This window comes from Desulfovibrio cuneatus DSM 11391 (assembly GCF_000430005.1).
Taxonomy (GTDB): domain Bacteria; phylum Desulfobacterota; class Desulfovibrionia; order Desulfovibrionales; family Desulfovibrionaceae; genus Frigididesulfovibrio; species Frigididesulfovibrio cuneatus.
Map to the genome: position 1 here is coordinate 19804 of NZ_AUCY01000019.1, position 22514 is coordinate 42317.

22 protein-coding genes are annotated in these 22514 nt (G+C 52.8%); 2 read left to right on the forward strand and 20 right to left on the reverse strand.

The window, feature by feature from the left end; all coding sequences use genetic code 11:
* Positions 1-41 precede the first annotated feature (41 nt).
* The 17 genes from radC to G497_RS0105850 form a co-directional block, all read right to left on the reverse strand.
* Positions 42-710, reverse strand: a complete 669-nt coding sequence (gene radC / locus G497_RS0105755; protein ID WP_034636868.1) for a RadC family protein — start codon at positions 708-710, stop codon at positions 42-44.
* Between the two features lie 292 nt (positions 711-1002).
* On the reverse strand, positions 1003-1986 hold the full coding sequence (locus tag G497_RS0105760) for a DNA polymerase III subunit delta (RefSeq protein ID WP_027187446.1): 984 nt from the start codon (positions 1984-1986) through the stop codon (positions 1003-1005).
* Positions 1987-1991: 5 nt separating this feature from the next.
* A complete protein-coding gene (gene lptE / locus G497_RS16925; protein ID WP_156907951.1) occupies positions 1992-2498 on the reverse strand; it encodes an LPS assembly lipoprotein LptE in 507 nt (168 codons plus the stop codon).
* 105 nt (positions 2499-2603) lie between these two features.
* Positions 2604-5093 (reverse strand): leucine--tRNA ligase, encoded by a 2490-nt coding sequence (gene leuS, locus G497_RS0105770; protein ID WP_027187447.1) that lies wholly within the window; start codon positions 5091-5093, stop codon positions 2604-2606.
* 147 nt (positions 5094-5240) lie between these two features.
* Positions 5241-5726, reverse strand: coding sequence for a transcription antitermination factor NusB (gene nusB / locus G497_RS0105775; protein ID WP_027187448.1), 486 nt, complete (start codon positions 5724-5726; stop codon positions 5241-5243).
* The gene (gene ribH, locus G497_RS0105780; protein WP_027187449.1) at positions 5726-6196 is read right to left on the reverse strand and encodes a 6,7-dimethyl-8-ribityllumazine synthase; all 471 of its coding nucleotides are present in this window, start codon (positions 6194-6196) and stop codon (positions 5726-5728) included. The genes nusB and ribH overlap by 1 nt, the downstream gene beginning before the upstream one ends.
* A gap of 29 nt (positions 6197-6225) precedes the next feature.
* A complete protein-coding gene (locus G497_RS16930; RefSeq protein WP_051257874.1) occupies positions 6226-7476 on the reverse strand; it encodes a bifunctional 3,4-dihydroxy-2-butanone-4-phosphate synthase/GTP cyclohydrolase II in 1251 nt (416 codons plus the stop codon).
* Positions 7477-7667: 191 nt separating this feature from the next.
* Positions 7668-8327: a riboflavin synthase gene (locus G497_RS0105795; protein ID WP_027187451.1), complete on the reverse strand. Its 660-nt coding sequence runs from the start codon at positions 8325-8327 to the stop codon at positions 7668-7670.
* 3 nt (positions 8328-8330) lie between these two features.
* Positions 8331-9524, reverse strand: a complete 1194-nt coding sequence (ribD, locus tag G497_RS0105800) for a bifunctional diaminohydroxyphosphoribosylaminopyrimidine deaminase/5-amino-6-(5-phosphoribosylamino)uracil reductase RibD (protein ID WP_027187452.1) — start codon at positions 9522-9524, stop codon at positions 8331-8333.
* Between the two features lie 263 nt (positions 9525-9787).
* Positions 9788-11026 carry a serine hydroxymethyltransferase gene (gene glyA / locus G497_RS0105810; protein ID WP_027187454.1) on the reverse strand — a complete coding sequence of 413 codons (1239 nt, stop codon included), beginning with the start codon at positions 11024-11026 and terminating at the stop codon, positions 9788-9790.
* 345 nt (positions 11027-11371) lie between these two features.
* On the reverse strand, positions 11372-12619 hold the full coding sequence (gene fabF, locus G497_RS0105820; protein ID WP_027187456.1) for a beta-ketoacyl-ACP synthase II: 1248 nt from the start codon (positions 12617-12619) through the stop codon (positions 11372-11374).
* Positions 12620-13006: 387 nt separating this feature from the next.
* Entirely contained in the window at positions 13007-13240 is a 234-nt protein-coding gene (acpP, locus tag G497_RS0105825; protein ID WP_027187457.1) for an acyl carrier protein, read from the reverse strand.
* Positions 13241-13459: 219 nt separating this feature from the next.
* A complete protein-coding gene (fabG, locus tag G497_RS0105830) occupies positions 13460-14203 on the reverse strand; it encodes a 3-oxoacyl-[acyl-carrier-protein] reductase (RefSeq protein ID WP_027187458.1) in 744 nt (247 codons plus the stop codon).
* Between the two features lie 235 nt (positions 14204-14438).
* Positions 14439-15446, reverse strand: coding sequence for a beta-ketoacyl-ACP synthase III (locus tag G497_RS0105835; RefSeq protein ID WP_027187459.1), 1008 nt, complete (start codon positions 15444-15446; stop codon positions 14439-14441).
* Positions 15447-15464: 18 nt separating this feature from the next.
* A complete protein-coding gene (gene plsX / locus G497_RS0105840; RefSeq protein WP_027187460.1) occupies positions 15465-16508 on the reverse strand; it encodes a phosphate acyltransferase PlsX in 1044 nt (347 codons plus the stop codon).
* Positions 16509-16516: 8 nt separating this feature from the next.
* Positions 16517-16690: a 50S ribosomal protein L32 gene (rpmF, locus tag G497_RS0105845; protein WP_027187461.1), complete on the reverse strand. Its 174-nt coding sequence runs from the start codon at positions 16688-16690 to the stop codon at positions 16517-16519.
* Between the two features lie 45 nt (positions 16691-16735).
* On the reverse strand, positions 16736-17305 hold the full coding sequence (locus G497_RS0105850; RefSeq protein WP_027187462.1) for a YceD family protein: 570 nt from the start codon (positions 17303-17305) through the stop codon (positions 16736-16738).
* Positions 17306-17740: 435 nt separating this feature from the next.
* Here G497_RS0105850 and rpmB point away from each other — a divergent pair, with 435 nt between their 5' ends.
* Together rpmB and G497_RS19025 are read left to right on the forward strand one after the other, a co-directional pair.
* On the forward strand, positions 17741-17980 hold the full coding sequence (rpmB, locus tag G497_RS16935; RefSeq protein ID WP_034636876.1) for a 50S ribosomal protein L28: 240 nt from the start codon (positions 17741-17743) through the stop codon (positions 17978-17980).
* Between the two features lie 97 nt (positions 17981-18077).
* Positions 18078-18677 (forward strand): FxsA family protein, encoded by a 600-nt coding sequence (locus G497_RS19025; RefSeq protein WP_051257875.1) that lies wholly within the window; start codon positions 18078-18080, stop codon positions 18675-18677.
* Between the two features lie 152 nt (positions 18678-18829).
* On the opposite strand, the gene G497_RS0105870 is transcribed toward G497_RS19025, so the two are convergent.
* From G497_RS0105870 to G497_RS0105885, 3 genes are all read right to left on the reverse strand, one after another.
* Entirely contained in the window at positions 18830-20095 is a 1266-nt protein-coding gene (locus G497_RS0105870; protein ID WP_027187464.1) for an MFS transporter, read from the reverse strand.
* A gap of 385 nt (positions 20096-20480) precedes the next feature.
* Positions 20481-21242, reverse strand: a complete 762-nt coding sequence (locus G497_RS0105880; RefSeq protein WP_027187465.1) for a hypothetical protein — start codon at positions 21240-21242, stop codon at positions 20481-20483.
* Between the two features lie 4 nt (positions 21243-21246).
* A complete protein-coding gene (locus tag G497_RS0105885) occupies positions 21247-22503 on the reverse strand; it encodes a sulfite exporter TauE/SafE family protein (protein ID WP_027187466.1) in 1257 nt (418 codons plus the stop codon).
* Positions 22504-22514 lie beyond the last annotated feature (11 nt).

A 22514-nucleotide genomic window follows, 5' to 3' on the forward strand; every position in this document is an offset into this window, starting at 1 on the left:
TGAAAATTGTGCGTGAAATTGGCCTGTGGATTCACGGCAAACTATGCCAGCAGTGCGTCGCTCATAAGGCTATAGCAGGAATCGGAGGTTACAACCACGTGGTCTATAAACCGGATATGAAGGGTTTGGGCGGCGTGCTGAATGCGCCGGGTGAGTTCAATGTCAGCCCCGGAAGGGTTGGGGCTGCCCCCAGGGTGGTTGTGTACCATAATAAAGGCAGAAGCTTTTAACTGCAAGGCTCGCTCCAGGATATCTCTGGGGGAAATCATGGTAAGGCTGGTGGTGCCTTTGGAGGCTTTTTCCCATTCCAGCAGCCTGTTTTGGTTGTCCAGGTAGGCAATCCAGATTTCTTCATGCGGCAACGGGCCAAGGCGTTTTCTGGCCATTTCGGCTACAGCTTCAGGGGAAGAAAGAGTTAGGCGTTGGCGCAGGGGGCTTTCCGCCACCCTGGCACCTGTTTCATGCAGCAGTTTCCACAACGCAGCCACAGCAGGGCCAGCACCGTTAACCCGAACAATTTCTTCATGGTTTGCTGTCATAACGCCATGAATGGTGCCAAACTTGGCCAGCAGTTCCTTGGCCAGGGGTTTTGTGTCCCGCCGCAGCAGCACATACCCTAAGAGAAGTTCCAGCAACTCATAATCTGCCAAGGCTTCAGGTGTTTCCATGAGGCGTTTGCGCAGGCGTTCTCTGTGTCCGTGGTAGTGCATAGCAAGTATTGGGTGTGGGCTTGTGCCTTCGTAAGTGTGGCATTGCGCATTGTATGAGGGACTATTTTGTATATATATTAAACTGTTTGTAGCTCTCTGGCAAGGAAGAAATCAATGTTGTCCGGCTAAGAAGCCGGGAAACATTGGCGCAATTTTCCTGGCAACATTGCGTCGCGTTGCGTGTCGTTTGCCTTTACAATCATTTCTTCTTGTCGTTCGTTTCACAGCAATACCTTGAAGAGAACAAAAAGATAGTGGGAGTCTATTGGGAAGAAGTAGGAGAAGATATGAATTACCGTGGAAGGTTTTGAAACAGAGTGAACATTTCTGCCACGAGCATTTCCAGGGCTTGGTCCGGGCTGCGCTCACCCGACTTAACTCCTTTTTCTGCTGCCAGGGCCAATTCCCACATTTTGGCAATGCCAGCATACCCAAGGCGCTGGGCCATTTGTTTTTTGGCCATGGCAACGCTGGAAGGAAGGTACACATTTTCTCCGGCAAGAATTTGCCACAAGGTGCGCCCTTCACGCAGGAGCAGCGCCATAAAAGAGAAAACACTGGTTTCCCCGCCAAGTTGATCTTCCAGTATTTTGCGCCAGGCCTGGGGGGCTGTATTCCCTCCGGTTTGCACCGCGCGTATTACCTCAAAAATAGAAAGTTCCGGGGTGTGGGCCAGCAGGCTGGTAAAGTTGGGGGGGAGTGTTCCGGTGGAACCTGCCGCAAGGGCCAGTTTTGCCAGTTCATTACCGGCAAAGGTGGCGTCGGCAGGTAAATGGCGGGTGAGTATGCCAATTTCTTCTGGCCGCAATTGCAACCCCAGGCGCTTGCCTTCTTCCCGAATAAAGTGAGGGAAGGTACGCTCATCCAACCCTGGGGTTTGGTCAAGCCAGCCCGCTTTTTGGGCTTTTTCATAGCAGGGCAGTTTTTGAATGTGTGCAGGCACTTTGGCGGCACCGCGTTCAAAGCCTACCTCAAGGCACACCATGGGCCACACGTGGTTTGCGCAACGCATGAGAACTGCGGAAAGTTCACGCAGGGAGGCTGCGGGAATATTTTCCGCGTGACGAATGATAATAGCTTTGGGGGTGGCAAAAAGACCTTGCAAGGTAAGGTCTTCCCACAGTGATGCCGGCAAGTTTTCGTCGCCCCAATAGACTGCCTGCTGCCAGCCGCCCCCCTGGGCCGGGGGGTGGGCAGCAAGTAATATTTCTACCCGCTGGCGTAGCAGGTAGGTGTCTGGGCACAGACACAGGGTAAATTGAGGGCGCTCAGGCATGGCTGCTAAAACGTACTTTGCAGTTTGTCTGTAAGCCTGCGCATAACCTGGGTAATAATGGGGTTGGCTGCAAGTTGGCCCATGGCACTTTCCACCCTGTCTGAATACATAAGAGGGCCAGAACGCCATACTTCCTTATTGCCGTCGGACTTATACAGAACGGCTTCCAGAACAAGGCTTGTATCAAACAATATCCCTACGTCATCATAGTTACGCATCCATTCACGCATGGTGAAGGATTTGACATTGATCTGGATTTCATAATCTGCATGACCACTGTCCACCCACTGGGCAATATTGCGGGCGTTTACCTCGTCACGCAGGCTGTTGCGCAGGGCGTAGGTAAGCCAGGGGTACAGGGTGGGGTGGTCAACCCCTTTCACCTTGAGGGTCTTGGTTCTGTCACCCATTACTGTGGGCATGTCTGAGGCTAGCTGGTAGCCGCAACCAGAGGTGCCCAGCATGATGGCAAGGAGTAACAGGCAGAAAACAGGGCGGAACATGGGTTTCATACACACCTCAAAAAAGCAGAAAAGACAAAGGGTGGCGGTATGCCAGGGCAGTTCTGTAGAGTTCAGGGTCACTGACTATATTGCATTGAGGAAATGCTGCGTTTCCTAGTTGGCAACAATGTTAATAAGCTTGCCGGGCACCACAATAACCTTGCGGATGGTTACCCCTTCCAGATGTTTTTTCATGTTGGGGTCTTCTAAGGCTTGTTGGCGTGCCCATGCTTCATCGTGCTTTGCCGGGGCTTCAATTTTGCCGCGCAGTTTGCCGTTTACCTGCAATACAATGGTCACGGTATCCTGCTCCAGGGCTTCTTCTTTGTATTGGGGCCAGGTGCCAGCTGCCAGGCTTCCTTGGCCTCCCATTTTTTCGTGCAGTTCTTCACACAGGTGGGGGGCAATGGGGAACAGCAGGTGAAGGACTGTAGCCAGGGCAGAGCCAAGCGCTGCCTTGCCGGAATCTTCCAGAAGCAGTTCGTCTTTTACTTGGTACATCATGTTTACCAGTTCCATAATGGCGGCAATGGCGGTGTTGAACTGGAAGCGTTGGCGAATGTCTTCGCCCACTTTTTTTACCGTGCTGTGTTCCTTGTGGCGCAGTTCACGTGCTTTGGGGCCAAGTTCCCCGGTAAACCCGGCAGAACAGGGGGCCATAAAGGGTGTTTGGCCTATTAATTCCGCAGCAAGCCGCCACACGCGGTTCACAAACCGGTTGGCTCCTTCAATGCCGGAATCTGTCCAGTCGAAGTCGCGTTCTGGGGGGGCGGCAAAAAGGCAGAACAGGCGTACTGTGTCTGCCCCGTATTTGGCAATCATTTCAGTGGGGTCTACTGTGTTGCCCTTGGACTTGGACATTTTTGCCCCGCCCATAAGGACCATGCCCTGGGTAAGCAGGTTGGCAAAGGGTTCATCCACAGGCAGGTAGCCGCAGTCGCGAAGCGCCTTTGTGAAGAAGCGGGCATACAACAGGTGCAAAATAGCGTGTTCCACCCCGCCAATGTACTGGTCTACAGGCAGCCAGTAGGCCAGGGCTTCCGGGGTGAAAGGGGCCGCTTCATTACGGGCGTCCGTATAGCGGGCAAAATACCAGGAAGATTCCACAAACGTGTCCATGGTATCTGTTTCCCGGTGGGCCTTGCCACCGCACTTATGGCAGGTGCATTCATAAAAAGCAGGAGTTTGCGGCAGGGGAGAGCGCCCGTCTGCGTTGGTAACCACGTCCAGGGGCAGGCGCACGGGGAGGTTTTCTTCCTTTTCCGGCACAATACCGCATGTGTCGCAGTACATAATAGGGATGGGGGCACCCCAGTAGCGCTGGCGGGAAATGTTCCAGTCGCGCAGGCGCCAGTTCACGGTGTGCTTGCCATTGCCTGTGGCTTCCAGGGAGTTGGCAATGCGCAGCTTGCCTTCTTCATTGGCAAGGCCGTTGTATTCACCGGAGTTTACCATGGTGCCAGGGTCGGGGTAGGCCTCAGTCATGGTGGCGGGGTCAAGGGGGGGGCCTTCCGGCTGAATGACCACGCGCACGGGCAGGTTGTATTTGCGGGCAAAGTCAAAGTCGCGCTGGTCGTGGGCTGGCACTCCCATAACCGCGCCTGTACCGTATTCTGCCAGCACAAAGTTTGCCACATAAATAGGCATTTTTTCCCCACTGAAGGGGTTAATGCAGTAGCGCCCGGTGAACGCCCCTTCCTTTTCAAAGGCATCGGCTTCAAAATCGGCCCGGCTCAGGGAGGCAGTTTTTTGGGCAAAGGCTTCCACCTCGGCTTCTTTACCAGTGCCTTGCACCAGGGAAGCCACCATGGGGTGGGTTGCGGCAATGCTCATGAAGGTAGCACCGAACACTGTATCCTGGCGGGTGGTGAACACCGTAATGGCTTCTTGGCTGCCTTCAACCGCAAAGCGGATTTCAGCTCCAATAGATTTACCAATCCAGTTGCGCTGCATGGTAATAACGCGCTCTGGCCAGCCTGTTTCCAATTGCTCCAGGTCTTGCAGCAGGGCATCGGCATAGGCGGTAATGCGCACAAACCATTGGGTCAGTTCTTTTTGTTCCACCGCAGCGTCACATCGCCAGCACAGCCCATCTACCACCTGTTCATTGGCGAGCACCGTGTTACAGTGGGGGCACCAGTTTTGCAGGGCCTTTTTGCGGTACACCAGGTCTTTTTCCAAAAATTTCAGGAAGAAAAGCTGTTCCCACTTGTAATAATCCGGGTGGCAGGTGGCAATTTCGCGGTCCCAGTCGTAGGAAAAGCCAAGGCGCTTTAGCTGGGCACGCATGTTGTCTATGTTGGCATAGGTCCATTTTGCGGGGTGAATGCCGTTTTTGATGGCAGCATTTTCTGCTGGCAGGCCAAAGGCGTCCCACCCAATGGGGTGCAGTACGTTAAACCCGTGCATGCGCTTGAAGTGGGCCACCACGTCGGCAATGGAGTAGTTGCGAACGTGCCCCATGTGGATGTTTCCGGAGGGGTAGGGGAACATTTCCAGGCAGAAATATTTGGGTTTTTCAGACGTGTGGGAACAGGAAAACGCCTTGTTTTCTTCCCATTTTTTTTGCCAGCGGCGTTCAATTTCTTGCGGGGTGTACTGCATTGGGCTGCTCTGTAAAAAAGGTTGCGAAAAAATGGAAAGGACTGCCCCCACAGGGCTGCGTGCACCCAATGAGGGTCAATTCCTTAGACCATTAACAGGAAAATATACCGTTACTCTTAAGGTAACAGCCTTTTAACGTGAGCCTTGTTATATGCTGGCTTTGGTTTTGGCTGTTTCAGTGGTGCGCACCAGCTCTCCGGAATCTATGGCTTTGAGGGCGGCATCAAGAATGCCATTAACAAAGCCGCGCGACTTGTCGTCGCCAAACTGTTTTGAAAGTTCAATGGCTTCATTCACCACCGCACGGGCGGGAATATCGGGCCGGAACATAAGTTCAAATAAGGCAAGGCGCAGCAGGGTCAGTTCCACTTTTGCCATGCGCTCTATGCGCCAGTTTTGGGAAAAACCAGTAATGGCTTCATCCACTGTGCTTTGTTCAATCCATACGCCGCGCACCAGTTCCCAGGCAAAGGAAATGGGGTTGCCGTCGAGTGAATCTACCTTGTCTGGCGAGCCTTCAAAGGTTTCACGCAGGTCTTCAATGGAAGTCACAGGGGTAAAACAAAGGCTATAGAGAACCTTAAAGGCCAACACCCGCTCTTGTCTGCGGGGAGCTTTTTTTGCTGTATTCATTAAATCTGCTCAAGTACGCGTACGGTTTCAAGCAGGGCGGCGGCAGCTTCCGCACCTTTGTTGCCAGCCTTGCTCCCTGCCCGTTCAATGGCTTGTTCCAGGGTGTCTGTTGTGAGCAGGCCAAAGCCCACAGGAATGCCACTTTCCATGGCAACTTGGGCAAGGCCTTTGGTGGCCTCATTGGCCACAAAGTCGAAGTGGGGGGTAGCCCCACGAATAACGGCGCCAAGGGCCACAATACCGTGGATGCCGCCTTTTTTGGCCACTTTGCTACATACCACGGGCAGTTCAAAGGCACCAGGAATGCGGATAATGGTAATATTGGCGCGGTCTGCACCGTGGCGGGTCAGGTAGTCCACTGCGCCGCCCACAAGCCTGTCCACAATAATATCATTAAAGCGTGCAGCAATAATGGTGAAGGAAAGCCCTTTGGCGTCCAATTGGCCTTCTATTGTTTTGATATGCAGCATGGTTTCCTCGTAATGTTACTATGTTGGGGTTACTTGCCTTTCACTGCGTGGCATTGGCACGCGCTGCCCTCGGCCTTGAGGTCAAGCATGTGGCCCAATTTATCTTTCTTTGTTTGCAAATAATTCTTGTTAAATTCGCAGGCGTCCAGTTCCAGTGGCACTCGTTCTGTCACTTCCAGGCCATAGCCTTCAAGCCCCACAATTTTTTTGGGGTTGTTGGTCATAAGGCGCATTTTGCGTATGCCAAGGTCAATGAGAATTTGGGCGCCAATGCCGTAATCGCGCAAGTCGGCCTTAAAGCCAAGCTTCTGGTTTGCTTCCACTGTGTCAAGGCCGCTGTCTTGCAGGGCATAGGCCTTCAACTTGTTCACAAGGCCAATACCGCGTCCTTCCTGGCGCATATACAGCACCACGCCGGAACCTTCCTGCTCAATGCGGGTCATGGCAGCGGCAAGTTGCCCGCCACAATCGCAGCGCAAGGAACCCAGCACGTCGCCTGTAAGGCATTCGCTATGGACGCGCACCAGGGTGGGGGTGGTGTCCTGGGAGGGCTTTCCTTTTACCAGGGCCAGGTGGGTGGCGTTGTCCAGGTCGTTTTCATAGGCAACAATGGTAAAATTGCCCCAGCGGGTGGGCAGTTCTGCTTCTGCCATGCGCCGCACGGAAAGCAGGCCAGACTGCATACGGTAACGAATAAGGTCTTTGATGGTGGCAATTTTCAGGTGGTGCTTTTTGGCAAAAACCATCAGGTCGGGCATGCGGGCCATTGTCCCGTCATCATTGAGGATTTCGCAAATAACGGCAGCGGGCTTCAAGCCCGCCAGGCTGGCAAGGTCAACCCCGCCTTCAGTTTGCCCGGCCCGCACAAGTACCCCGCCAGCCTGGGCCCGTAAGGGGAAAATGTGGCCCGGAATAACAATATCATTGGGGGTGGCACCGTCGGCCACTGCGGCAAGAATGGTGCAGGCCCTGTCCTGAGCGGAAATACCTGTGGTCACGCCATGACGGGCTTCAATAGAAACAGTAAAGTTGGTGCCAAAGCCCGATTCATTGAGGTTGGTCATAAGGGGTAAGCGTAGAGCTTCCACCATTTCAGGGGCCATGGGCAGGCAAATAAGGCCGCGGGCGTGGGTGGCCATAAAGTTGATGACTTCAGGGGTAACAAACTGGGCGGCAATGGTTATGTCACCTTCATTTTCCCGGTCTTCATCATCCACCAGGATAATCATTTTCCCCTGGCGTATTTCCTCAATTGCTTGTTCAGCGGTGCATATTGGCATGAAAGTTCCTTAGAGTTCGCCGTGGCGGGGAAGCAAGGCTGGGCTGTTCCTGAGGGTTAACAGGCGTTGCCGTGCGGTACTATTACAAATATGGCGATGCGGGTGAAAAGCCATGGCAGCTTTCATGCTGTACCCGTGGCGCATGTGTTGGGCCAGCAGCGCAGGGCATTTTTTTGCGTAATCTGCCTGCATCAGGCAAAGCCATGCTCACGTAAAAAATCCAGAGTCATGTTGCTTTTGGGGGTGTCTTGCACACGTGTACCCTGCACATGCAGCATGCGCTCTACATATTTTCCAATAACATCGGTTTCAAAGTTAACCTGTTGGCCTTTTTGCCATTGCCCGGCAGTGGTGCTGCCCAGAGTTTCAGGAATAACGTTGACCTCAAAAAAGTCGGAGCCGCAGGTGTTCACTGTCAGGCTGATGCCATCCAGAGCCACAGAGCCTTTGGCAATAACCTGGCCTGCCAGGTGGGCCGGAAAGCGAAAGCGAAGTACCTTGGATGAACCACAGGGGGTAATAGCTTCCAGAATAGCCTGGGCGTCCACGTGACCACTTACCAGGTGGCCCCCCAACCTGTCTGCCAGGCGCAGGGCGCGCTCAAGGTTCACCTGCCCGCCAGGGGCAAGGGCTTTTAAATTTGTCAGGCGCATAGTTTCCTGGGAAGCGTAGGCACTGAAGGTGTTGCTGTCAAATGTTTCCACCGAAAGGCAAACACCGTTCACAGCCACGCTTTCTCCCTTTACCCAGTCTGTAACAGCCAGGCGCGGGCGCACTGTGAGGCGGGCTTCTTCACCCTGGGGCTGTATGCGAACCACTTCCCCAATGCCAAGAACAAGACCAGTAAACATGGGTTATTTGCCCTCGGCTTTTGCTTTGCTTGGGGCAGGCGCTGCAGGGCGCATGGTGAGCATGATGTCTGTGGGGCCAAGGCGCGAGTTGGTGATGCGAAGCTGCAAGGCTTCGTCCATGAGTATGGGTGCCCTGCCATCGAAAAGTGCCGTGGCGTCGTTGTCTCCCAAAATTTTGGGGGCAAGGTGCAGGTGCAGCTCTCTGGCAAGGCCTGCGTCCAGCATGGAAAGGGCAAGCTTGCCGCCGCCTTCGCACAGCACATAGTAGCAGCCAAGTTCCTTGCGTAAATATTCCAGCCCTTCGGAAAGGGAAAGCTCTGCCCGCATGCCGTAGCCACGCTCGTTGGGGCGGGCTTTGGAAGGCAACCCCAGCACGCGCACACCAATTTTGCGCAGGGCTTCTGCCTTTGGGCTTGCCGCTGCCGCTACAGTGGTCCAGAACAGCGTGGAGGTAGGGCGTTCACGCAGCAGGTAGTGGTTTCCTTCAACCCCTGGCAGGCGGGAAGTAACCACAATGGCAAGGGGCTGCTCTTTGTTTTCCTGCAAAAAGGCTTCCTGCCGGCACGTGAGTTTTGGGTCGTCCTGATAAAACGTGTTGCCCCCCACAATAAGTGCGTTCATGCCGTTGCGCAGGGCATGTACTTCGTGGCGTGTTTCGTCGGAAGTAATCCACTTGGAATGCCCGGTGCGGGTGGCAATGCGGCCATCTATGGTGCTTGCCAGCTTGATGGTAAGGTAGGGCAGGGCGGTGGTGTTCCAGGTGAGAAAATCGTCAATCAGGTCGTGGCATTCCTGTTCCAGTTCGGAACGAAGTACCGTAACCCCTTGTTGCTGTAAAAAAACAGCCCCGCCACCCGCATTGGTGGGGTCCATGGCACCAATAACCACCGTTTGAATGCCCGCTGCCAGAATAGCCTGGGTGCAGGGGGGCGTTTTGCCATAGTGGTTACACGGCTCAAGCGTCACAACAAGGGTGCATTGGGAAGGGGTAACCCCTTTGGCCAGGGCATCGTTCAGGCACTCTACTTCCGCATGTGGTTGCCCAGGGCCTTTGTGCCAGCCTTCGGCCACCACGCACCCATTGTGAACCAGAACGGCCCCTACGCAGGGGTTTGGGGCTGTTTGCCGCGTTGCGCGCCGCGCCAAATCCATGGCGTGCCGCATGAACGAGTCATAAACAGGGCCTGTGTGCTGCATGATGCTGTCCTTGTTGCTCCGTATTGCTTTTACAAAATTTATCAGGGCCGCAGCGGGGATGATGCCGCAGCCGCGGTTGAGGAAGTGTTGTTCCACAACCCGGTGGACTATAGCGCTTTTTTTAAAAAGATGCCAGCGCCGGGGCAGCACCTGGAAAATATCCAGATGAAGGCCCCGGCGCTTGGGTTAACTGCTGCAAACATCCCTACAGGCGTAGTGTTCCCATGAATGTTTGGGGAGTGTTAGTTCTTGGTCGGATGCATTTACCAGGCAAAGTGGGGGAAGCTCATGGCAAAGGCTTCCACTCTTTTTTGAATTTCTCCCAACTTTGTTTCATTGCCAATGGCATTCACTGCTTCCACGATAAACGCAGCAACCTGGCACATTTCAGCTGCGCCCATGCCGCGAGTAGTCAGGGCCGGTGTGCCAAGGCGAATGCCAGAAGTAACAAATGGAGAACGGGTTTCAAAAGGCACCGTATTTTTGTTGGAGGTAATGCCAGCAAGGTCCAGGGCGTGTTCTGTTTCTTTCCCCGTAATGTTTTTGTTGGTCAGGTCCACCAGCATCAGGTGGTTGTCTGTACCTCCAGAAACAAGAGTAAAGCCAGCATCAGTGAGTTCTTTTGCCAGCACCTTGGCGTTTTCCACCACTTGCTGCTGGTACTTCTTGAAAGAAGGCTTTAAGGCTTCCCCAAAGGCCACGGCTTTTGCGGCAATAACATGCATAAGCGGGCCACCTTGTATGCCTGGGAAAATTTGGCTATTCAAGGTTTTTCCGTATTCTTCTGTGGAAAGAATCATGCCACCGCGCGGGCCACGCAAGGTTTTGTGGGTGGTGGTGGTGGTAATGTGGGCATGCCCAATGGGGGTGGGGTGTTGCCCCGCAGCCACAAGGCCTGCAATGTGAGCCATGTCCACCATGAGCTTTGCGTCAATGGAGTCGGCAATGGCACGGAAGCGGGCAAAATCCAGGGTGCGTGAATAAGCGCTGGCACCAGCTACAATGAGGGCCGGGCGGTGTTCTTTGGCCAGGCGTTCCACTTCATTGTAGTCTATCATGCCAGTTTCACGGTTCACACCGTAGCTGATAAACGTGTACAACTTGCCGGAAAAGTTCACCGGGCTGCCGTGGGTAAGGTGCCCACCGTGGGAAAGGTCCATGCCCAGCACCGTGGCACCAAGGGGAATAATGCCAAGGTAGGCACCCATGTTGGCCTGACTGCCGGAGTGGGGCTGCACGTTGACATACTCAGCACCAAACAGTTCTTTAGCCCGGTCAATGGCCAGGTTTTCCGCAATGTCCACGTATTCACAGCCGCCGTAATAGCGCTTGCCAGGATAGCCCTCAGCGTACTTGTTTGTCATGATGCTGCCTTGTGCTTCACGCACAGCAGCAGAAACAAAGTTTTCGGAAGCAATCATTTCCAGCTTGCCAAGCTGGCGAAGGGATTCAAGGTAAATGGCTTTGCCTATGGCTGGGTCACACATCAAGAGTTCGTTCATGGCGGAATCCTTATGGCTGCGGGCTATGCTCGGCTTATGGTGCAAAAAGCTCAGGGGGTGTTTTTATATGGTGAGGCTCTGCCTCACCATACCCCTTCGCCAAGGGCATGATGTCCTTGGAACCCACATTTTCGTTTCTGTTCCCCTCTTGTGGGAAAGGAAACGAAATAGGGGGTCAAGGGGAATCATTCCCCTTGCAGGGGGCTGGGGGACAGCGTCCCCCATAAAAAATAATATAATGGGCTAATAATAGCACATGCCTTGAACCGCACCGCCCCGGTAGGGGAGTAGTGGGGCAGTTCAAGGCGAAGTATGCTCATATTCTATTGCGCTGGGTACGCCGGGTTATTCAGCCCACCGTTTGAACACCAGGCAGCAGTTGGTGCCACCAAAGCCGAAAGAGTTGCACAGAATGTGCTGCACTTGCTGCTTTCTGGGGCCTTCCGCCACGTAATCCAGATCGCATTCCGGGTCTGGGGTGGTGTAGTTGGCTGTGCCAGGAATAATGCCATGGTGCAGGGTGAGTGCGGAAATAACGCTCTCAATGCCGCCAGCAGCGCCCAGCAGGTGGCCCATTTGCGACTTGTTGGCCGTAATGGGAATTTTGTAGGCCCGCTCACCGAACACGGTTTTAATGGCGCGTGTTTCGCACAGGTCGTTGAGTGAGGTGGACGTGCCATGGGCGTTGATGTGGTCAATATCTTCAGGTTTCAGGCCAGCATCCTGAATGGCGCGGCGCATGGCGGCTGCCATGCCTGCTCCGTCTTCTTTGGGGGCTGTCATGTGGTAGGCGTCTCCAGAAGCACCAAAGCCCACAAGTTCAGCATAAATGGTAGCACCGCGTTGCTTGGCAGATTCCAGCGATTCAATGAACAGCATACCAGCACCTTCACCCATAACAAAACCATTACGGTCTTTGTCAAATGGGCGGGAAGCTGTTTCAGGGTTGTCATTGCTGGTGCTCAAGGCACGCAGGGCGGTGAAGCCGGAAACACCCATGGGGGTAATGGTGGCTTCCACACCGCCAGTAATGGCGCGCTCAATGCGGCCCAGCAATATTTCCGAGAAGGCATAGCCAATGGCATGCAGGGCTGAAGCGCAGGCGCTGGTTACCACAAGGTTTGGGCCTTTGCAGCCTTCCATAATGGAAACCTGGCCCGGTGCCATGTTGGAAATGAGCATGGGAATCATGAAGGGGGAAATTTTGCCTGGACCCGCTTCCACCAGTTTGCTGTGGAAGTCTTCAATGGTTTTCAGGCCGCCAAGACCAACACCAAGCAGAACAGCCACGCTTTCAGCATTTTCTTCCGTAATGGTAAAGCCTGCATGGGGTAGCAGGGCATGGGCACCCGCCACCGCAAATTGCACGAACCTGTCCATACGTCGGGCTTGCTTTGGTGGAATGTCAAATTCTTCAGGCACGAAATTTTTTACTTCACCGGCAATGCGTGAATCAAAAGCCGACGCATCAAAGTGGGTAATGGGGCCGATGCCTGATTTGCCCGCAAGCAGGTTGTTCCAGGAGTCGGCCACGTTATTGCCCAAAGGGGAGATAGCGGAAAGGCCGGTGATGACGACACGCTTTCTGGTCATAAACTATTCCTCGGCAATGAGAGTGGCGTGGGGGAACATGCCCTGGCACACATCGTCGTTTGTGGCGGCAGGGCCGCCACAAACTGGACGCGAACACATCCCAAAAACCTGGTGATGGTTAAAAAAGCCGCTATGCAAGCCACTTGGGCTGCGGTTGTTGCATAGTGGTTACTGGCAAAACACTGGTTATGTGTTTGCCGTGTCTTTTAATACAGTATAAAGACCAGAATCCACAAATAAGGAGAATTTGCTTCCCCGTAAAATGGTTGGATTCTGTGCTTTTCCCGAACAAGCGGACATTCGCATGTTCTGGGGTGGAGCTGATTAACAAGAAGTAATCAGTACTTCCCCAGGCAAAAGTCTTATAAAGCACGCACCAAAGGGGTGTTACTTCGCGCTGCTCTCAATGAAGTTCACAGCGTCGCATACTTTAAGAATTTTCTGAGCTTGTTCGTCTTCGATTTCAACGCCGAACTCTTCTTCCATGGCCATGATAAGTTCTGTCAGGTCAAGGGAGTCTGCGCCAAGGTCTTCTACGAAAGAAGCATCGCTTTTCACAGCATCTTCAGAAACGCCCAGTTGGTCCATAATAATTTTTTTTACGCGAGCTTCAACAGACATGTGTCCTCCGAATGTAGTAATTCAAACAAAGTTAGTGGTTTATGTTTTAAACGTAGTTTTGTGGCTACGTCTTTTGCACATACCGCCGCAATTGGGGTGTGGTGGGCGGTGCATTTCCCATACCAAGGCATACCGGGAAAGGGAAAGACCCCCCCGCAACACAGGCTTGAAGCCTGTGCCAAATTTGTTTTTTCAACTGCTGAATAAATCAGCGTTTCCCTAGCAGTACATGCCGCCGTTAACTGCCAGCACCTGCCCGGTGATGTAGGTGGCATTTTCTGAAGCCAGAAAGGCCACGGCATTGGCAATGTCTTTGCAAGCGCCAAAGCGCTTCAGCGGAATATGGCTCAAATATTCTTCACGCACAGCTTCGGGCAGGGCGGTGGTCATGTCAGTTTCAATGAACCCTGGTGCCACGGCGTTTACCGTAACGTTGCGTGATGCCAGTTCTTTGGCAGCCGACTTGGTAAGGCCAATAAGCCCGGCCTTGGCAGAACAATAGTTGGCCTGCCCAGCGTTGCCCATTTGCCCCACAACGGAAGTAATGTTTACAATGCTGCCAGTGCGTTGTTTGCTCATAATTTTGGCAGCTTCCCGCAGGCAATAAAAAGCCCCTTTCAGGTTAATGTCAATAACCGCAGCATAATCTTCGTCTTTCATGCGAATGAGAAAGCCGTCTTTGGTAATGCCTGCGTTGTTTACCAGCACAGAAAGCTGCACTTGGTCTTTGATGTGGTCCTGAAAGAAGGCACTTACTGCGGCAGAGTCGCCCACCTGCAGGGCAAAAGCCTTGGCTTTGCCCCCGGCAGCAACAATGGAAGCTGCAACAGCCTCTGCTTCCTGTGGTTTGGAAACATAGGTGAGAAATACCTGAAACCCGGCTTTGCCAAGAGTTTCTGCAATGCTGCGGCCAATGCCGCGCGAACCGCCAGTGACAACAGCGGTGGGAACAAGGGTGCTCATGGTCATATCCTTATGGCTAAGCCGTGGCTTGCCAATGAAGTGTAGCCCAAAAAAGAGGCGGCATCAATCATGCATTTTCAGCAATGGTGACCGACTTTTTTGTTCGCGGGTAAGCATTTCACCAAAAAAAAGACGCAAAAAAATGATGTTGAAAGCAAATGACACGCTTCTCTGGGCAATTATGCAAGCAAAATTGCCCAATGCTCCCTAGTTTTGAGCTGTACAGTATCGATGCCTATTCATCAAAAATGAGTAGCGCAGCACCCCAAGTGAAACCACCACCAAAACTGGTAAGCAGGACCTTGGCCCCCGGCTTCAAGCGGCCTTCTTCCCGCGCTTCAGCCAGCGCAATGGGAATGGAGGCGGCAGAGGTGTTGCCATATTTTTGCAGGTTGATGAAGAGTTGTTCGGGCTTAACGTTAAGGCGGCTGCCAACAGCTTCAATAATGCGCAGGTTGGCCTGATGGGGCACAAAAAGGTCAATGTCGGCAATGGTCAGGTTGTTGTCGTGCAGAACTTCCTGGCAAGCTTCTGTCATGCTGCGCACGGCATGTTTAAACACTTCACGGCCGTTCATCTGAATGAAATATTCTTTGCCGAACACATCCGAAGGGGTAATGCTGCCAGGGTTTGTGTAGCGCCCCCCAAAGTGCAAAAGGTCGCCGCCGGAACCGTCCGCTGCGTGGCGCACGTCGTGCAGGCGTGCATGCAGGCCACCGGGTTGAATGGCTTCGTTGCTTAAAATAACAGCTCCCGCCCCGTCACCAAACAGGACGCAGGTGGTGCGGTCTGCCCAGTCGCAAAAGCGGCTGAGCGTTTCGCTGGCAATAAGCAGTACGCGGGCCTTTTTCTGGGTGGCAAGAAAACCTCGTGCCACGTCCAGGCCGGAAACAAACCCCGTGCAGGCGGCGTTTACGTCAATGGCAACCCTGGCACGTAAGCCAAGGCGACCAGCCACTTGGCAGGCGGTGGAAGGGCACAAAACATCGGGTGAGCAGGTAACAACCACAATATGTGTAATGCTTTCAGCTGGGCATCCGGAAAGAGCCAGCGCTCCTCTGGCTGCTTCTGCTGCCAGGTCTGCGTTGGCGACGCCATCCGGTGCTTTGCGGCGCTCGTGAATGCCGGTTCGGGTGCGAATCCATTCATCATTGGTGTCTACAAATGCTTCCAGGTCTTTGTTGGTAAGCACATTTGCAGGCGTGTGGGCGCTAAAGCCGCTTACATAGGGAAGTGTGGTCATGGTCCTCTTTGCAGTTCGCTACTTGGTGGCTTTGCCAAAAAGTGTGAGTTCCTCATTGGCTGAAATATTGGCAATCAGGCGGTCGTTGGTTTTTTTGCGCACCAGCAACGCCCCCATTTTGACAGCGCTACGAACGGCACGTTCACTGGATTTGCCGTGGCCAACAATGAATATACCCTTTAAACCGAGCAGGGCGGCACCGCCGTATTCAGCATAATCTACAAACGTGGCCACGCGCTTGAAGGCCCCTTTTGCCAGAAGGGTACCAAGCTTGGCTGCCAATGTGCTGTGCAGCAATTCCCGCTTGAGTATGCGGCCCAGGGAGCCAGCCAGCCCTTCGGAAAGTTTCAGGGCTACGTTGCCTACAAAACCGTCGCATACCACAATGTCCACTTCACCTGTAAACAGGTCGCGGCCTTCCACATTGCCCATAAAGTTAACGCATTTGGCCATTTTGAACATTTCGTAGGCTTCTTTTACCAGCGTATTCCCCTTGCCTTCTTCTTCCCCAATGGAAAGAATACCAATGCGCGGCGAAGGGGTTTCAAGCACGGCCTGGGCATAGGCATCGGCCATAAGACCAAACTGGAAAAGGTGGTGTGGCTTGCAGTCTACGTTTGCCCCAACATCCGCAATAATAGTGGGTGTTTTTTCGGTGGGCATAATGGTTGCCAGGGCAGGCCGTTCAACACCGGGAATGCGGCCAATAATGAACATGCCACAGGCAACGCTGGCACCGGAATGCCCAGGGCTGACAATGCCGTCTGCCTCGCCAGAGGCCACAAGACGACACGCCACCTGAATGGAGGCGTCTTTCTTGCGTCGCAATATATCAGATGGTTTTTCTCCGGATAAGGCCACTTCAGAGGCATGCACAACACGAAAGTCAATGCCATTCGTGTTGTGCTTTGCCAGTTCTTCAGTAACTTTGTCTTCCTGCCCAACTAAAATAAGTCGAAACCCGTCTTCACGGGCGGCCTGGAGTGCCCCGGGAATAACCACGGAAGGGCCAAAGTCGCCCCCCATGACATCAACGGCAATAATGGGAGACGGGGTTGTCATGCGGGGTACTAAGCCTGTTCTACGTAGTTGCGGCCTTTGTAGTTACCGCAAGAAGGGCACACGCAGTGTGGCACGGTGGGGTTACCGCAAGAGCAAATGATAACAGCGGGAATGGCTACGTTGTGGTGGGCGCGGCGCATACCTTTTTTGGACTTGGATTTTTTATTCTGTTGAACAGCCATGGGTTTCTCCTTGCTCTTTCCTTCCCCATTATTTGGGGAAAAGGGCTATTTTTTAATGACCAAACCACGCAGGGAAGCAAGGCGGGGGTCGCCTTCCGGGCCTGCGCAGTTACACGCTTCATGGTTTTTGTTACAGCCACAGGTGGGGCATAAGCCATGGCACCCTTCGCTGCACAAAGGTTTCACCGGCAATGCAAGGGAAAACTCCTGCCAGGCAAGGGCAGAAGGGTTCACTTCAATGCCGCGCCCGTGCGCGGCCTGCCGAATAAGTGTTTCATCAAAGGGGTCCTGCACCTCTTCATCTTCTTCCCCTTTGGCGGGAAGGAAGAATGTGTCGGGAGGGAACCCTTCGAACGTTTCAAAAGTTGTGGCAATGGTGTATTCAGAAGGTTCCGTGCAACGGTTGCACGGAAGGGTAACTTTGCCCGCAAGCGAGCCCATAAGCAACAAGCCATCTTCCTGGGGCAGCACCGTAATAGTGGCTGCAATAGGAGAAAGCACCTTGCAGGGCAGGTTAAATTCGGCAAAGCAGGCATTCCAGAATTCAGGCGAATCAATGGTATAAGAAGCGCCATCAGCAGGAATGCTGGCAAGTGGTATCCACGTTTCCATCATAGTGTCCTCAAAGAACTGCACTACTACATGCGAATGCCTGTGTTTGTCAATGGACTGTAGCGCTTCTTTTTAGGAAGTTCTACTTTTTTGTTGTATTCTTCATGCCACTTGGTTTGAAAAAACGCTAGTATTTAGTTGATATTGCCTGTAAAACCACAGGTAATATTGTTCCCACCACGTGTTATTGTCACTCTTTTACGCAGTTTACTGGCGGCAGTTGTTGCACGCCACATGTACTGATGGTATTATTCAACACAGCCAGTGAAAAAAAGGTTGCTTTTTTTTTGCCTTACCTATAAAAGAACCTCTTGCTTCATTCGGGGTTGGACGCAATTGTTTGACCTCTCAGACGGTGTTCACCAGCGTGTGCTTTTGCCTGGGATGCGCCGGAACAGACTGCACACGTTCTTATATGTCTTGGAGGAATTTATGAAGATGAAGAGCAATCTTGATACGAAAACCTGCAATCGCAAGTGCGACAACTGCGGCAAAATGCCCCAGGTTGGCCACAGCGTGAGCCATTCTAACATTAAAACAAAGCGTCTTTTTAACCCTAACCTGCAAACTGTACGTCACCAGAAGCCAGACGGCGGTGTGTGCACACTTACCCTGTGCACCCGTTGCATTCGTTCCGGTGTGGTGGTAAAGCCCACCCCCCGTGCAAAGCAAGCATAGCATGTTGCACTGGGCACGGTGCCAGCAGGTTCCGTGTTTTTCCAAGGCCCTTTTCCCAAACGGAAAAGGGCTTTTTTTGTAATCAACAGGGGGAGTTATGGGAAAGCTTTTGCTTGTTCTTGGGTTTCCTTTGCTAGAACTGTATACCCTTATATTGCTGGGCCGGGTAATTCCTGGGTTGGCAGTGCTTGGGCTGGTGGTGCTTGCTTTTTTTGTAGGGGGGTGGCTGTTGCAACAGCAGGGGCGCCAAGCATTTGTTAATGTGCAGGCGGAACTGGCCCAAGGCAAAGTGCCCCATGAAGTGTTGCTGGAAAACCTGCTGCTGTTTGCTGCTGGTGTGCTGTTCATCTTTCCTGGTGTTATTTCCGACTGTATCGCCCTGGCCCTGCTTGTGCCCCCACTACGCCAATGGCTTGCCCATGTGCTGGTGCGTCGGGCGGCTGCTTCTGTGCAACAGGGGGGAAATTTTGGTCAAGGCAGTTTTTTCTTTTATTCTTCCTCCTCCTCGGCCCAAAAGCCAGCGCAGCATGAGGTCGTCATAGACTGTGTTGCGGACGAAGAGGCATTGCGCCAGGAAGCCAATGGCAAAGGCGCAGGCCCTGCCACCTATGACTGCGCCCCGTTGCCGGAAAAAACCGGGCCAGAGGCCACAGGGGCAGACGACCTAACAGAGAAAAAAGAGAACCGTGAAAAATAGGTAGCCCACAGTAATTCGCGCATTGAGTAATGTGCTGCTGCTTTTGGCAAAACAACAGCCACGCTGTTTCCGATATTGGGAAGCAGCGTGGCTGTTGGTTTGTTGGCCCCTGCGGGGCAAAGGACATGCAATGGCAGCCGAGTGCGGCTAGGCTATGCCTGCTTTTTTAGCCTGAACACCAGAATGGCGCTTGCCAGCAATGAACCAGACAGCCAGTAGTAGCCAAGGCTGAGGTTGCCCGTGGAGCTTTGAATAAATCCTAGCACATAGGGGCCAATAAAACCGCCAATGTTGCCCACGGAGTTAATTAGGCCCACAGCACCAGCCGCGGCAGCCCCGGTGAGGAACGTGGTGGGAATAGACCACCACACACCCATGGGGGAATACACACCAATGGCCACGATGAATACAGAAATAAGGGCCACGGTGGTGCTTTCGCTCAAGGCACCAATAAGAAAACCCACAGAGGCCAATACCAGGGGAATACTCACATGCAGGCGGCTTTCACGCCGTTTGGAAGAAGAGTTGCCAATAAGTACCATGGCAATAAGGGCGCACAGCATGGGCAGGGTGGCAATAAAGCCCACTTGCAGGGTGGACCAGTTGGAGGCTTTTTTCAGCACTGTGGGCATCCAGAAGTTAAAGCCCCAGAACCCGGTAATCCACAAAAAGTAAATAAGGCACAGCATAAGAACGCGGGGGTTGGTAAGGGCCTGCGTAATGGTAAGGCGCTGTTTTTTTTCCTTTCCTGCGTTTTCTGCTTGAATGGTGTTGGCAATAAAGTCTTTTTCTTCCTGCGTGAGCCATTTTACTTTGGCGGGGTCGTCTTTAAGCCAGAAAAGAATAAAGAAGCCGTATACCACAGTAATGGCACCTTCCAGCAAGAACAGGCTTTGCCAGCCTTTCAGCCCAAACGGAGAAAGAGAAACAAGCCAGCCCGCCAGTGGCGCCCCAATAATGGCAGAAAGCAGAAGGGACGTCAGGGTAATGGAAATGGCCCGAGGCCGCGATTCCATGGTAAACCAGCGGGGAATGATGGAAGCATAGATAACTGGGTACAGACTGGCTTCACAGGCCCCGAGCAGAAAGCGCAGTATAAAAAAATGAGTGGCAGTGGTCATGTAGGCCATAAGCATGCATACTATGCCCCAGGTGACCATGATGCGGGCAATCCATTTACTGGGGCTCCAGCGTTCAGCCACAATAGCACCAGGAACTTCAAAAAGCACATACCCCGCAAAAAAAATGCCAGCCCCCATGCCGTAAATTTTCGGGTCAAAGCCCAGGTCGGCATTCATGGTAAGGGCGGCAAAGCTTACGTTTACCCGGTCCAGAAAGGCCAGAATAGAGGCGAAAAACAGTGGCGCCAGAATGTGGATGTAGGTTTTTCGTTCCACGCTTTTTAAAAGAGGGTGCATATGTTCTCCGGTTGCAGTGGTAAGGCAGAATGCCGGGGAAATGGGCACGCCACCATGCAGGAATTGCGGCATACCCTGTAAAACAAAATTATTGCAAAATAGTCTTGTGGCTTAGGCCATGTTCCGGTCTGCGCAGGCAGAGGACACATGATGGAAAAGTACGCAAAACGTAATTTTGCTATGGTCTTAAAACATGCAATCAACCATGGCTTTGGCTGGTAGTCAAGGTGAAATATGCTGATGAGCGTTATTTAACTGAATTTTCTCTATTCTCCCATACCAGCAGGACATAAATATAAAAAATGCCCCCAAAGGCAAATACTTTGGGGGCAACATCATGCAGGTTACGCATGGTTAAGGAATAACTGAATAACTCAGCGTTTCCTTAGACTTCTTTTTTTACAGACTTCTTCATGGTCAAGCCGATGCCTTCAAACAGTTCAAAAATGGCAAAGCCGTACCACATGGTGTACACCACATAGAAAATAAGGAACCCGGCAACTAGCGGAATGTTGTCTGCCACGCGCAGGGCTTCAATGCCATAGAAGTTAAAGCTTGGCTCAATGGCGCGGGTAAGGGCAGCGCTCACGGCGTTTGCTTCTTGCACCATGTGTTGCTTTTGCAAGGGCTTAATCATGTTGTTGCCCAAGTTCCACCATGTACGCATAATGAACAGGCCTTTGTCCGCAGGCATTCCATAGCGTTCTGCCACTGTGGCAGAGTTATTTTCGAAGGTGGAGGCAGAGTCCTTAATAATGGAGAGCAGCAGGGTGTGCAGGTCGCCTTTCACTTGCAGGCCATTACCACTTTCCGTAACTTCCAGGCCAGCTGCTTTGACAAGCTGGGCGGCAAGTACTTTCATTTCACCCTGGTTTTCTTTGAAGGGAACAAGCACGTCAATGGCGCGGCCCTTAATGGGCTGAATGCGAAAATTAACGCTGTTGCGGTCTTGTGCGGTGTTGTCAAAAAAGTTGGAAGACCCTTTTGCGAGTGTGTTGAACAGGTGGTCTGCAAAGACAAGGCCGTTGGTTTTTTGCCCAGGCTGGGAGCCGGGGAAAACTTCAAGGAAAAAGATGATGAATACGATTATGAAGGACCCCATGAGCAAAAGGCCACGGGAAAATGCTGCTTTGTTGCGTATCAACATGGAATTAACCCTCCGCTCTGAGCTTTTTGATGTTGCCAAAAAACTTGCTCAGTACCCATACGCCAAAAAGAAGAACCACTACCCAGAAAATGATGTTCCCCACCGTATCAATGTAGTCCACGATGGTGCGGGGAATGTCTAACACTTCCAGTTCCACCATTTTCTTTGGCAGGGTGGCAGCGCGGTTAATAAAGCCAGCCAGAATGGTTATGGCGTAAAAGCCGCGAATGTGAATGCCTTTTACCACTTTTGTGGTGAGCGCGCCAAGCTGAATGCCCAGCAAGGAGCCAATGAGCATACCCATAGCCAGGGTGTAAAACACATAACCGTAAATGGCGTACTGGGAAATGGCTGCATACCCGGCGGTAAAGATAATTTGCAGAATGTCTGTGCCCACAGTGGTCATGGAAGACACGCCAAATACATACACAAACATGGGGAAGGTAATAAAGCCCCCGCCCACGCCCATGATGGCAGCCAGCATACCCACCACAAAGCCACCAATGGCAATAATCCAGCCGGAAAGACGACGCCCGCCAGGCACAAGGTCCTGGTCAAAGGTAATCATGGGAGGAATGTTGATGCTTTGCAGCTTGATGGAAAGGCCGGTGGAATCAACCGGGCCACCGTGGGCGTCGCCACCGGTGCTGCCACGGCTGGACTTGATAAAGTCGAACAGGGCGTAAAAACCGAGAAAGCCAAGGAGCACGGCATAGATGGAACTGATGAAAAATTCGGAAAGCAGGGGGTCTGCCATGAACAGGGCCATGTTTATCCAGCCGCCCAGCATAACGCCGCCGCCGGAACCCACCAAAAAGGCAAGGGCAAGGGGAACAGAAACGTTGCCCAGCTTTTTGTGCACAGTGGTGCCCATAATGGCTTTGGCAAATATGTGGAACAAGTCTGTGCCCACAGCCAGAATGCCTTTAATGCCTGCGGCCATAAGGGCAGGGGTAATAATAAAGCCGCCCCCAGCACCGATGCAGCCTGTAATAAGGCCAGCAATACACCCAATAAGAATGGATACCAAAAAGATTTCAATGGAATAAAACGCCGGGGCAAACGCCTGCTTGCCGCCCAGCATTTCATGCCCACCAGCCGCCAGCGCAATGCTGATCAGCACAATGGGCAGGGTAAGCAGCCCCAGAACCATCAGGCGCTTGCGGCTTTTGATGATGCTCATGGAAACTTCATAGTCCCACTTGGCATGCGCTATACTTGCCGCTTTGAGAAATTCATACACTTGCCGTGCTGTGTTCATATCTTCCTCCC